The organism is Rhodoferax sp. ZS1R8 (genome assembly GCF_056521325.1).
Genome location: NZ_JBWMBA010000001.1, coordinates 826,738 through 838,576, shown reverse-complemented (window position 1 = coordinate 838,576; position 11,839 = coordinate 826,738). Strand labels below are relative to the sequence as shown.

Annotated in this window: 12 protein-coding genes; 10 read left to right on the top strand and 2 right to left on the bottom strand. The window is 63.4% G+C overall.

The genetic code is table 11. From position 1 onward, the window contains the following. Window positions 1–194: 194 nt before the first annotated feature. From mnmG to AC097P_RS03900, 10 genes are all read left to right on the top strand, one after another. Window positions 195–2,231 carry a tRNA uridine-5-carboxymethylaminomethyl(34) synthesis enzyme MnmG gene (gene mnmG / locus AC097P_RS03945; RefSeq protein WP_479609052.1) on the top strand — a complete coding sequence of 679 codons (2,037 nt, stop codon included), beginning with the start codon at window positions 195–197 and terminating at the stop codon, window positions 2,229–2,231. Window positions 2,232–2,277: 46 nt separating this feature from the next. Next, entirely contained in the window at window positions 2,278–2,934 is a 657-nt protein-coding gene (locus AC097P_RS03940) for a hypothetical protein (RefSeq protein WP_479609051.1), read from the top strand. Between the two features lie 186 nt (window positions 2,935–3,120). After that, window positions 3,121–3,831 (top strand): 16S rRNA (guanine(527)-N(7))-methyltransferase RsmG, encoded by a 711-nt coding sequence (gene rsmG, locus AC097P_RS03935; protein WP_479609050.1) that lies wholly within the window; start codon window positions 3,121–3,123, stop codon window positions 3,829–3,831. Window positions 3,832–3,980: 149 nt separating this feature from the next. After that, a complete protein-coding gene (locus AC097P_RS03930) occupies window positions 3,981–4,595 on the top strand; it encodes a LysE family transporter (protein WP_479609049.1) in 615 nt (204 codons plus the stop codon). Between the two features lies 1 nt (window position 4,596). Beyond that, complete coding sequence (locus AC097P_RS03925) at window positions 4,597–5,382, top strand: ParA family protein (RefSeq protein WP_479609048.1); 786 nt, start codon at window positions 4,597–4,599, stop codon at window positions 5,380–5,382. Between the two features lie 91 nt (window positions 5,383–5,473). After that, window positions 5,474–6,046, top strand: a complete 573-nt coding sequence (locus AC097P_RS03920; RefSeq protein ID WP_479609047.1) for an RBBP9/YdeN family alpha/beta hydrolase — start codon at window positions 5,474–5,476, stop codon at window positions 6,044–6,046. A 2-nt stretch (window positions 6,047–6,048) separates the two neighbouring features. Continuing rightward, window positions 6,049–6,984: a ParB/RepB/Spo0J family partition protein gene (locus AC097P_RS03915; protein ID WP_479609046.1), complete on the top strand. Its 936-nt coding sequence runs from the start codon at window positions 6,049–6,051 to the stop codon at window positions 6,982–6,984. A gap of 108 nt (window positions 6,985–7,092) precedes the next feature. Continuing rightward, complete coding sequence (locus AC097P_RS03910) at window positions 7,093–7,851, top strand: class I SAM-dependent methyltransferase (protein WP_479609045.1); 759 nt, start codon at window positions 7,093–7,095, stop codon at window positions 7,849–7,851. 2 nt (window positions 7,852–7,853) lie between these two features. Then, a complete protein-coding gene (locus tag AC097P_RS03905) occupies window positions 7,854–8,609 on the top strand; it encodes an HD-GYP domain-containing protein (RefSeq protein WP_479609044.1) in 756 nt (251 codons plus the stop codon). A 385-nt stretch (window positions 8,610–8,994) separates the two neighbouring features. Then, window positions 8,995–9,420, top strand: coding sequence for an SRPBCC family protein (locus AC097P_RS03900; protein ID WP_479609043.1), 426 nt, complete (start codon window positions 8,995–8,997; stop codon window positions 9,418–9,420). On the opposite strand, the gene AC097P_RS03895 is transcribed toward AC097P_RS03900, so the two are convergent. Next, window positions 9,417–10,151: a response regulator gene (locus tag AC097P_RS03895; RefSeq protein ID WP_479609042.1), complete on the bottom strand. Its 735-nt coding sequence runs from the start codon at window positions 10,149–10,151 to the stop codon at window positions 9,417–9,419. The genes AC097P_RS03900 and AC097P_RS03895 overlap by 4 nt on opposite strands. Then, complete coding sequence (locus AC097P_RS03890) at window positions 10,148–11,731, bottom strand: ATP-binding protein (protein WP_479609041.1); 1,584 nt, start codon at window positions 11,729–11,731, stop codon at window positions 10,148–10,150. Before AC097P_RS03890 ends, AC097P_RS03895 begins: the two co-directional genes overlap by 4 nt. Window positions 11,732–11,839 lie beyond the last annotated feature (108 nt).

The following is an 11,839-nucleotide window of genomic DNA, read 5'->3' as shown; positions in this document are numbered from 1 at the left end:
AAAGGAGGAGGCCTTGCTTGCAAGGCCGGGGGACACGCAGCAAAACGTGCAGCCCAACAGATCTACCCAACGCTGCATCCAGCCGCAGTGATTTCTCTCCACGTGCCAAAAAACCAGGCAGCCGGTAAAATCGCGGGTTAACCCACTGAGCGCACGCAAGAACGAACTAGCCTTGCGCCCACACTGAACACACCATGCTCTACCCACAAGAATTCGACGTCATCGTCGTTGGCGGCGGCCATGCCGGAACCGAGGCTGCACTCGCAGCGGCCCGTATGGGCAGCAAGACGCTGCTGCTGAGCCACAACATCGAAACCCTGGGGCAGATGAGCTGCAACCCTTCCATCGGCGGTATTGGCAAAGGCCACCTGGTCAAGGAAGTGGACGCGCTCGGTGGCGCGATGGCGTTGGCGACCGACGAGTCCGGCATCCAGTTCCGCATCCTCAATTCCAGCAAAGGCCCGGCTGTGCGTGCGACTCGGGCGCAGGCCGACCGGGTGCTGTACAAGGCCGCCATTCGCCGCATGCTGGAGAACCAGCCCAATCTGTGGCTGTTCCAGCAGGCGGTGGATGACTTGATGATCGAGGGTGACCGTGTTGTAGGTGCTGTAACCCAGGTCGGCATCCAGTTCCGATCCAAGACCGTGGTGCTGACGGCGGGCACCTTCCTGGACGGCAGGATCCACGTGGGGCTGAACAACTATGCCGCCGGCCGGGCAGGGGACCCACCGGCTGTGAGCTTGAGCGCGCGGCTCAAGGAATTGAAGTTGCCCCAAGGCCGCCTGAAAACCGGCACACCACCGCGCCTGGATGGCCGCACCATCGACTTCAGCAAGTGCATCGAGCAGCCGGGCGACGGCGTGGCTGGTGGCATGAGTGATGTGATGCCGGTCTTCAGCTTCATGGGTCGGCTGGATATGCACCCGCAGCAAATGCCGTGCTGGATCACGCACACCAACGAGCGCACGCACGACATAATCCGCAGCGGGTTCGACCGCAGCCCGATGTTCACGGGCAAGATTGAGGGTGTGGGGCCGCGCTACTGCCCCAGCGTGGAAGACAAGATTAACCGCTTTGCCGACAAGGACAGCCACCAGATTTTCCTGGAGCCCGAAGGCCTGACAACCAACGAGTATTACCCCAACGGCATCAGCACCAGCCTGCCGTTTGATATCCAGTACGAGCTGGTGCGCAGCATGGCCGGCCTGGAAAACGTGCACATCCTGCGGCCCGGTTATGCGATCGAGTACGACTACTTTGACCCCCGCTCGTTGAAGAGCAGCTTCGAGACGCGGCAGATCAACGGCCTGTTTTTCGCCGGCCAGATCAATGGCACGACCGGGTATGAAGAGGCTGCGGCTCAGGGATTGTTCGCTGGCGTCAATGCCGCGCTGCAAGCCGGCGCGCCGGCAGCCCAGTCCGCAGAGTGGGGGCAAGACACCTGGGTGCCCGGCCGCAACGAGGCCTACTTGGGCGTGCTGGTCGACGACCTGATCACCAAGGGCGTGACCGAGCCCTACCGCATGTTCACCAGCCGGGCCGAGTTCCGCCTGCAGCTGCGCGAAGACAACGCCGACGCCCGCCTGACCGAGACCGGGCGCAAGCTGGGCTTGGTGGACGATGCACGCTGGGATGCTTTCTGCCGCAAGCGCGACGCTGTTTCACGTGAAACAGAGCGGCTGCGTGGCATCTGGGTGAGCCCCAAGAACCTGGCGGCCAGCGAATCCGAGCGGGTGCTGGGTAAAGCGATTGAGCACGAGTACAACCTGGCGGACCTGCTGCGCCGACCGAATATTGGCTATGCGGCAGTGATGTCGTTGGACGGTGGGCGGTATGCCAACCGGGATTTACCGACGGTTGCTGCCGATGTTCCACGTGAAACACCGGAAGGTTCTGAGGCGGCCGCCGCGACCTTAGCGCAGGATGTGTTCGTGGCCGCCGTCATCGAACAGGTGGAGATCGCCAGCAAATACTCCGGCTACATCGACCGCCAGAACGACGAGGTCGAGCGGGCCGCCCATTACGAAAACCTGCGCCTGCCTCCCGAGCTGGACTATATGCAAGTTACGGCGCTGAGCATAGAGGCTCGCCAGCGCCTGAACAAGCACCGGCCCGAAACCTTGGGCCAGGCATCGCGCATGTCGGGCATCACGCCGGCCACCATCTCCCTGCTGCTGATCCATTTGAAGAAGGGCAACTTCCGCGGCTTTGCCGAAAAAGTGGCAGCGTAAACTAAGTCCTTTCGACTTCAAAACAAGCAGCCGGGGAGGGCAGCGCATGCAGCGAGCGATTGTCGTGGCGGTGACCCTGGTGGGGATTTTGGTGATCCCGCTGGTGTTCAAGAAGTGCTCCGCGCCCAAAACGCGCCCTGTGGCGGTGGCCCCAACCGGCGCACCGCTGCCGCCTGCCAATAGCGCACCAGCGCCGGCCAGTGGCAAACCTATTGGCTACGGCCTGACTTTTGGCCCCCAGGCGTTGGAAGAGAAGGATCCTAAAGACGTAGCCAACATGGCCTGCGCCGCGGGCGACTCCCCGCTGGACCGGGCCTACAAGGGCGCCTGCAACCCCAGTGTGGGCGACACCAGCTGCCGTATGGTGCTGCCGGTGCTGTGCATCCGCAAGGGTGACCTACCCCGGCCCGGCGGCCTGAGCGGGCACGGCTGGACCAGCGGCGAGCTGGGTGCCACGCACGCGGTGATGGGCGCCACGCTGCAATCGGAACTGCAGGCATCGGTAATGTGCGAGCGGGAATTGGGCTCCGGCTGGCGCATGGCCGCCTTTGCCGATGGGGGCAACCATATGGACGACGAGCATTACGACCACGAAGCGCGCGGGGACGTTTGGGGCCTGCAGGGCAAAATGGGCTCGGGTATCGGCACTTTTGGCCGTTACTGGGTGAACTCCCCCGGCCAGCCCGCCAACTGCTGGAATTGATAGAGTCAACACTATGGTTCTACAAACCCCCTGCAAGGAAACTGCCCGTTGCGCTGGTGGTGATAACAAGAATGCGCCGCTGGACGCATCCACTTGCCAGACGTTGCGCCAGTCTTTGAAAGCCGATTGCTCCCACCTGGGTTGCATGATCAGCAGAGAAAAAATTGGCTTTTACCGCCCAACAAAATGAGGTATCCGTTGCCTGCCGTTAACGCCATTCCCAATTCAATCGACCGCCGACAGGTGCTGGAGCAATCGTTGCCATCCCTGGGCCTGACACTGGACGCAGCCCAGATCACCGCGCTGCTCGCGTATCTGGACCTGATCCAGAAATGGACCAAGGTCTACAACCTGACGGCCGTGCGCGACCCGGCCGAGATGCTGACCCACCACCTGCTGGACAGCCTGGCCGCGCTGGCCCCGCTCGACAAGCAGCTGCAAACCCTGCATGGCCCCGCTGAAAACTTGGGGGCTCCGACCCGTCTGCTGGACGTTGGCTCTGGTGCCGGCCTGCCTGGCATCGTCATCGCCATCTGCCGCCCTGACATCACCGTGCATTGCGTGGACACGGTCGCCAAAAAGGCGGCCTTTATCCAGCAGGTTGCAGTGACGCTGAAGCTGCCCAACCTGCGCGGCCTCCATGCCCGTGTTGAGTCACTGACTGAACCGTACGATGTGGTCAGTTGCCGCGCATTCGCGTCCTTGATCGACTTCACCAACTGGTCCGGCGACGCGCTGGCAGAGCGGGGCGTCTGGATGGCGATGAAGGGCAAACACCCCGCCGACGAGCTGGCGGTACTGCCCCCAACCGTGGAAGTGTTTCACGTGGAACAACTGAGTGTTCCAGGCCTGGACGCAGACCGCTGCATTGTCTGGATGCGTAAGCGCGCGGGTTGACTGGCAGCCCCGCCGGACCCAACCAGCTAAAGGCGGGAAGTACACGCGCGTTGGCCGGCAGGGCAGCAGCAACGGCCGGTTGGGTCGAACCAACAAGACGCGCCAAAATCCTCACGTAAACTCGGCGCTCCACCCATTGAAAGAAACCCATGCTTGGCGTCACCGACTACGGCACTTTTGTTGCCACCATCATCGTGTTTTTGCTGATCCCTGGCCCGGGCAATCTGGCGTTGATCACGTCTACCAGCAAGGGTGGTATCCGCGGCGGGTTGGCGGCTACCTTGGGTGTGATTGGCGGGGACCAGGTGCTGATGTGGTCGGCGGTTGCCGGGGTGGCGGCGCTGTTAGCCGCCTACCCGGATGCCTTCCATGCCGTGCAGTGGATTGGCGCAGCTTACCTGGCGTGGCTGGGTGGCAGGATGCTGCTGGCCAAGCCCGGCTCCGCGCCGGTGCTCAATATCACGGCCGGCCACTACTTCCGCCAGGCGCTGATGATCACGCTGTTCAACCCCAAGGCCATCCTGTTTTACATGGCCTTCTTCCCGCTGTTTGTGGACCCGGTCAGCCAGCGCGGTCTGGTGACGTACGGCTTTATGGCTGGCACCATCGCCGCCATCACCTTTGTGTATGGGCTGACATCGGTGCTGTTGACGCACTTCCTGGCCGAACGCATCCGCGCCAACCCCATGGTCTCGCGCGTGCTGGAGAAAGTCGCCGGGCTGTTCCTGATCGGGTTTGGCATCAAGCTGGCGGTGTCCAAATAGTATGGCCAAGATTTTCTGTGTAGCCAACCAAAAGGGCGGCGTTGGCAAGACCACCACCACCGTCAACCTGGCCGCCGGCTTGGCCAAGGTCGGCCAGCGCGTGCTGATGATCGACCTGGACCCCCAAGGCAATGCGACTATGGGCTCGGGCGTCGACAAGCGCAAGCTGGAGCTGACGGTGTACGACGTGCTGCTGGAGTCGGCGTCCATCACCGAGGCCCGCATCCAGAGCGACAAGCTCAAGGAAGGCGGCTGCAGCTACGACATCCTGGGCGCCAACCGCGAGCTCGCCGGTGCCGAGGTTGAGCTGGTGGAAGTGGAGCGGCGCGAAAGACGCCTGAAGCAGGCCATCGCCGCAGTCGATGCCGAATACGACTTCGTGCTGATCGACTGCCCGCCATCTCTCAGCATGCTGACGCTCAACGGCCTGTGCTGCGCCCATGGTGTCATCGTGCCGATGCAGTGCGAATACTTTGCGCTAGAAGGCCTGACCGATCTGGTCAACACCATCAAACAGGTCAAGGCCAACCTCAACGACGACCTGCAGATCATCGGCCTGCTGCGCGTGATGTTTGACCCGCGCATCACCTTGCAGATGCAGGTCAGCGAGCAACTCAAGGCCCACTTTGGCGACAAGGTATTTGACTCGGTCATCCCGCGCAATGTGCGCCTGGCCGAGGCGCCCAGCTATGGCGTGCCGGGCGTGGTGTTTGACCCGTCTTCCAAAGGCGCGCAGGCCTTTGTGGCGTTCGCGCAGGAGATGGTGGCGCGCATCGCCGCGATGTAAGCCGCCAGCCGATGGGTATAGATCAAATCGGCCTCTAGCCCTCGTGCAACGTGCGTAAGCAGCTACCAAAATAATAGCAAGTACCAATACCGTGTCCACCGATACCACCCCAACCACCGTCCTCATCCTGCCCGGCTGGCAGAACTCGGGCCCCGACCACTGGCAAAGCCGTTGGGAAGCGCTGTATGGCGACCAGCGCGTGCAGCAGCACGACTGGATGCAACCCCTGCGCGGCGACTGGATGGCGCAGCTGGAAGAGGCCGTGTTGGCCGCGCCGCACGGCCCGATTGTTTTGGCTGCCCACAGCCTGGGTTGCCTGCTGACCGCCGCGTGGGCTCAACATTCGCGCAATACCCACCGCGTCATAGCTGCACTGCTGGTGGCACCGGGCGATGCTGAACGCGAAGAATTCCGCGCGCCGCTGAAGAGCTGGTCACCTATCGTGCTGCAGCGCCTGCCGTTCCCCAGCACGCTGCTGGGTAGCCACGACGACCCGTATTGCACATTTGCCCGCGCGCAGCAGCTGGCCAGCGCCTGGGGCTCGACTTTTGTCGACTATGGCAACAAGGGCCACATCAACGCCGACTCAGGCCTGGGCGACTGGCCCGAGGGCAGGGCGCTGTTGAACCAACTCATTGAAGATACGAAGAAAGAGAACGGTTAACTATGGTCACGAAAAAACCCAAAGGCCTGGGCATGGGCCTGGAAGCATTGCTCGGCCCCAAGGTCCAGGACCGCGCGTCGGCTGAAGACGCCGTCGCCAACTCCGGCACGCCCAGCACGTTGATGCTGGTGGATATGGTGGCCGGCAAATACCAGCCCCGCACGCACATGGACGAAGGCGCGCTGTATGAACTGGCCGAGAGCATCAAGGCCCAGGGCATCATGCAACCGATACTGGTGCGTCGCCTTGCAGAGGGGACGAACGCTGGCAAGTATGAAATCATCGCCGGTGAACGCCGCTTCCGCGCCGCCAAGCTGGCCGGCCTGGACAGCGTGCCGGTGCTGGTGCGTGATGTGACCGACCAGGCCACTGCCGCGATGGCGCTGATCGAGAACATGCAGCGCGAAGACCTGAACCCGCTGGAAGAGGCCCAGGGTTTACAGCGCCTGATCAAGGAATTTGGCCTGACACACGAAACTGCCGCCCAGGCTGTGGGCCGCTCGCGCAGCGCCGCCAGCAACCTGCTGCGGCTGCTGAACCTGGCCGAGCCCGTGCAGACCATGCTGATGGCCGGCGACTTGGACATGGGCCACGCCCGCGCACTGCTGTCGTTGGAGCGCGGCACGCAGATCACCGCCGCCAACCAGATCGCCGCCAAGAAAATGTCGGTGCGCGAGGCCGAAAGCCTGGTCAAGAAGCTGGGCGCTGAGTTCGAGCTGACCGCCTCGGCCAAGCCCAAGAAAGAAAAGTCGCGCGACCTCAAGCGTGTAGAAGAAGAGTTATCCGACCTGCTGATGGCCCAGGTCGAGATCCAGGTCAAGAAACGCGTGAAGCGCGCCGGCCGCGTCGAAGAGATGGGCGAAGTCGTCATCCAGTTTGGATCGCTGGACGAGTTGAATGGCCTGATCGAACGCCTATCCCCCGGCGCCAGCCGCTAAGCCGAACACCGTTCGGCCCCGCTGCGCTATGAAAAACGTAGCTGCTTACGCGCTCTGCACGAGGGCTAGCGGCCTGTTTGGCATGCAACACTCGCCGAGAAGCCGTCCATGCGTGCTGTGCTGAGCACCTGGCCACTGCCCGCCGTGCTCACCTGGGCAGCGGCCTGGCTGCTGTTTCGCGCGCTGCTGGGGCAGGGCGCTGCGCTGCACGTGGCACTGGGCACCGCCACTGCGCTGGGTGTGGGGTTCAGCCTGCTGGGCCACACCTGGTGGCGCAGGGTGCTGATTGCGGCGGGCTTTCCGCTGTCGTTGGCGCTGAGCTTGCCATCACTGGCTGCCACATTGCCCGCCTGGGCGTGGTTGGTTCCGTTGGTCTTGTTGTTGGCCGTCTACCCCTTGAACGCCTGGCGTGACGCGCCGCTGTTCCCTACTCCTGCGCACGCGCTGGACAGCCTGTCCCACCACGCGCCGCTGCCCGACGATGCCCGCGTGCTGGATGCGGGTTGTGGCCTGGGCCATGGATTGGAAGCGCTGCGCCGCGCCTACCCGCAAGCCCAGCTGTTCGGCCTGGAGTGGAGCTGGCCGCTGCGTTGGTGGTGCGCGCTGCGCTGCCCTTGGGCACAGGTGCGCAGGGCCGACATCTGGGCGGCTGACTGGTCCACGTACGACATGGTCTATCTGTTTCAGCGGCCCGAGAGCATGCCGCGCGCAATCGCCAAGGCCCGCGCCGAATTGCGTGCTGGCGCATGGCTGGTCAGCCTGGAGTTTGCAGCACAGGGTGTGCAACCCACCGCCCAATGTGGCGAGCCCGGTGGCAAAATGGTATGGTTGTACCAAGCGCCGCTGCGCTGCCTTTCAGGAGATTGAACATGCCAACCCCAAGCCCCACCACGCTTGCCGCCGACGCCGATACTGCCGAGGTTCAGCATGCACAACAGGTGCTGGTCTTCGCCATGGCAACCCTGGCCGAGCAGCGCGAGGCTGACTCTGAAAGCCACATCCTGCGCGTGCAACACTATGTGCTGGCGTTGGCCAAGGCCCTCAGCAAGCACCCCAACTTTGAGGCCTTGCTGACCCCTGCCTACATCGACACGCTGTACCGCAGCGCCCCGCTGTATGACATGGGTTCGGTCTGCGTGCCGGATCGCATCCTGCTCAAACCCGGCCGCCTTACGGCAGATGAAATCGGCATCATGCGCACCCACACCACGCTGGGCCACGCCGCCATCGAACGCGCAGAAAAAACACTGGGCCGCGCATCACCACTCTTGGCCATGGTCAAAGACGTGGTGCTGTGCCACCAGGAAAAGTGGGACGGCAGCGGCTACCCGCGCGCCATTGCTGGCACCGACATCCCGGTATCCGCCCGCATCATTGCGCTGGCCGATGTGTACGACGCACTGATCACCAGCAAGGTCTACAAAGCCGGCGTGCCGCACGACAAAGCGGCCCAGATCATCTTTAGCGAACGCGGCGCGCATTTTGATCCGGACATGGTGGACGCCTTTGTCGAGATCCAGGACAGCTTCGCCGAGATCGCCCAGCGCTTTGCCGATACCGATGCCGACATGCAGCACAAGATTGAATATATGGCGAACGCGATTGCGGAGATTGCTACGCTGTGATGGGTTGGTGAAAGTGACGGTTGCCGTCGCTGTGCGACTTGGCGAGCGCAGTGCAACGCATCAGACAAGCCTCATGTGATCGTGTCATTGCATTACAAGCAGCCAGGCAACAAATCACTGTTGTAGTACTCAGGTAGCAGTTTGTTTTCTTCGCGTATCCAGTCGCACTGCAAGCAGTGCACGGCGTGCCACGTTTTCAACGCAGCACCACATTTTGGGCAGGGGGGGTAGGTCTTTACGCAATGATGGTGCATCTTGTGGTCCACAAACTCTTGCGCCAAGACCCTGGAAATCCCTTCCATGCCTACTGACAACACGCTGTCAGTAGCAGGTTTTTACACTGAAGGCTCTTTCACATCAACCCAGCCATTCAGGAGCTTTTCAAATGACATTTCACCGCGAATTCAGCACCACCACTTCCGCAGCCCGTTCTACTGTCTGGGCGCTGTGGACCGACGTCAACAACTGGTCCAGCTGGAATGCTGACATCGCGCAGGCCAAGCTTGTGGGCCCGTTCGTGACCGGCGCCGAATTCAGCATGACACCCACTGGCCAGGATGCCATGACGACTCGGCTCATCCGCGTGGAAGACGGTGTGGTATTCACCGATGAAACAGTGCTGGGCGACATATGCGTCACGGTAGAACACCGCATCGAGCCGTTGGACGGCGGCAAGCTGCACATCGTCTACAGCGCACGCGTGACCGGGCCTGGCGCCGAGCATGTGGGTGCTGCCGTAACCGAAGACTTTGATGATGTGCTGGCGGCACTCGTCAAGCTGGCCGAGAGCCGTAGCGTGGAAACGGTTTAAGCCGCCTCCACCTCAAAACGATAGCCCTCGCCATACACCGACGCCACGCCGTGCCCCACGGCGCCTGCGGCATCCAGCTTGCGGCGCAGGTTCTTGATGTGGCTGTCGATGGCGCGGTCGCTGACGTCGCGCAGGTCATTGTGCAAATGGTCCAGCAGCCGTGCGCGCGAGAACACATGGCTGGGGCGCGACATCAGCAGGCGCAGCAGGCGGAATTCGACCGGTGTCAGCGGCAGGGGCTGGCCGCCCCACCGTATGGTTTGCGTGGGGTCGTCAGCCATCAGCGATGGCACGGCACCGGTTGCTGCAAGCACTGCCGCACTATGCGTGGAAAGCTTGCCTTCCGAGCGCCGCAGCAGAGCCTTGATGCGTGCCACCAATTCGCGCGGGCTGAAGGGCTTGCAGACGTAATCGTCTGCGCCGGTGTCCAGCCCCAACAGCCGGTCGATCTCGTCCACACGCGCTGTCACCATGATGATGGGCACGGCGGAGAAAGCCCGCAGTTGTTCGCACACGGCGATGCCGTCCTGGCCAGGCAGCATCAAATCCAGCACGACCAGTGCCGGCGCAAGTGCACGTGCTAGCGGCACGGCGTCCAGGCCGTTGCCGCACACCGTGGTCTCGAAACCGTGCATGTGCAAATAATTGGTCAGCATGTCGGCGATCTTGGCGTCGTCTTCCACAACCAGGATGTGGCGTTTGATGGGCGTTGATGCGGTCGTTGTGTTCATGCCGCACCTTTTCCGGCTTCTGGTTGCACCGGCAGGCGCACGCACAGTTGCAAGCCGCCACGCTGCGATGCGCTGGCCGAGATCGTGCCCGTGTGCCCTTGCGCAATGGAGCGCGCGATCGCCAGGCCCAGGCCGCTGCCATGCTCGCCGTCGCCGCGCTGGCGTGCCTTGTCGCCACGGAACAGGGGTTCAAACAGTTCACGCATATCCGCATCGTTGACGCCGGGTGCGCTGTCGTCCACGGTCAGCGTGACGGTGCGGCCATCGCTGTGCCAGTCAATGGCGATGCTGCCCGGGGCATCGGTGTAGCGCAGACTGTTGGTCAGCAGATTGGCCAACAACTGTTCGATGCGACCAAAGTCCCAGTTCACGTTAATCGGTGCGGCGGTGCGCGGTGGCAATTGCAGCGTCAGCCCGCGCTGCTGCGCCTGTGCCTCAAAGCGCTGTGCCACACGCCACAGATGGGCGTGCGCATCACCGGGCGCGAAGTCGCAGCGCAGGCCATCCACATCGGCTACCGACAGTGTGTGCAGGTCGTTGACCAGGCGCGTGAGCTGCAGCACCTCGTCGCGCAGGCTGGACATGAGCTGGGGTGTGGGTTGGCGCGCACCGTCTTCAATAGCCTCCATCTCGCCGCGCAGCACCGACAGCGGCGTGCGCAGCTCGTGCGAGATCTGTGCAATCCAGACGCGGCGTGCCGTCTCCAATCGGGCCAGTTCGGCGGTCATGGTGTTGACGTCTTCCATCAGCTGCGCGATCTCGCGCGCACCGGTGGGTTGCAAAGGTTCTGGTCTACGGCCACGGGCGATGTCGCGGCTGGCGCTTTGCAATGCCAACAGCGGCCGGCTCCAGCGGCCGGCCATCCACCACGCGGCCAGCACGGCGGCGAGTATGGTGCCCAGCGCGGCCCAGACCAGGCGGCTGGTCTGGCGCTGCAGGAAGCGGGCGTCCACACCCTCGGGCTCGGGTTCGGGCAGCAGGTCCACAAACGCGATCTCCACGCCATTGACCTTGATGGCGCGCGTGGTGCGTTTTGCGTCGGGTGGCTGCGGCCGGCCGGCCAGGCGCTGGCCTTGCGCGTCGCGCACCAGCATGCGTTCACCCAGGCTGCCTTGGCCGCCGGCGCCGCGCGTTGCGGGGGGAGGCGCCGGTGGCGAGCCTTCGGCGCGCGGTGGGGGTTGTTGCTGTTGCGCTTCGCCTTCAGGTACAGGGGGGCGCTGTTGTTGTCCTGGCCCAGGCGGGCCGTCTTCTCCGCGTGGCGGCGGGCGCCCATAACCGCGCTGCGGCGGTGGCGGTCGCTGACCGCGTGCGGCACGTCCACTGAACTCGTCCATCAGTGCGCGCATGGGGTCGGGGTCCTGGCGCAACCATTGCAGTTCGGGGTCGGTGGCGGCGCGGCTTTCGACCATGGTCACAAAGCGCATCAACTGCTCGTCGTCGCGTACCTGCAGGTAGTCCTTGAAGCCGCTGCGCAAGTTCAGGAAGCTGAGCGTCCCCACCACCAGCACGGCCACCACGACGGCCGCTGCGATCAGCAGCGACAGTTGCAGGGCTAGGGGTAGGCGGCGAGGTAGTCGCATGCACGCATCTTAGCTAGCCGCCTAGGCGGCAGAGCGTTCTGCTCCGTGTCCCCCGCCCGCGTTGCGGGCTCCTCCTTTACCTGCGCAGAACGCTCTACCGCCCAGGCT

Bases quoted from the DNA above. Each gene is read 5' to 3' on its own strand.
- AC097P_RS03900 (WP_479609043.1), top strand. From the start codon at position 8,995: ATGACATTTCACCGCGAATTCAGCACCACCACTTCCGCAGCCCGTTCT.
- AC097P_RS03940 (WP_479609051.1), top strand. From the start codon at position 2,278: ATGCAGCGAGCGATTGTCGTGGCGGTGACCCTGGTGGGGATTTTGGTG.
- AC097P_RS03910 (WP_479609045.1), top strand. From the start codon at position 7,093: ATGCGTGCTGTGCTGAGCACCTGGCCACTGCCCGCCGTGCTCACCTGG.
- AC097P_RS03930 (WP_479609049.1), top strand. From the start codon at position 3,981: ATGCTTGGCGTCACCGACTACGGCACTTTTGTTGCCACCATCATCGTG.
- AC097P_RS03925 (WP_479609048.1), top strand. From the start codon at position 4,597: ATGGCCAAGATTTTCTGTGTAGCCAACCAAAAGGGCGGCGTTGGCAAG.
- AC097P_RS03890 (WP_479609041.1), bottom strand. From the start codon at position 11,731: ATGCGACTACCTCGCCGCCTACCCCTAGCCCTGCAACTGTCGCTGCTG.
- AC097P_RS03915 (WP_479609046.1), top strand. From the start codon at position 6,049: ATGGTCACGAAAAAACCCAAAGGCCTGGGCATGGGCCTGGAAGCATTG.
- mnmG (WP_479609052.1), top strand. From the start codon at position 195: ATGCTCTACCCACAAGAATTCGACGTCATCGTCGTTGGCGGCGGCCAT.
- AC097P_RS03895 (WP_479609042.1), bottom strand. From the start codon at position 10,151: ATGAACACAACGACCGCATCAACGCCCATCAAACGCCACATCCTGGTT.
- AC097P_RS03905 (WP_479609044.1), top strand. From the start codon at position 7,854: ATGCCAACCCCAAGCCCCACCACGCTTGCCGCCGACGCCGATACTGCC.
- rsmG (WP_479609050.1), top strand. From the start codon at position 3,121: ATGAGGTATCCGTTGCCTGCCGTTAACGCCATTCCCAATTCAATCGAC.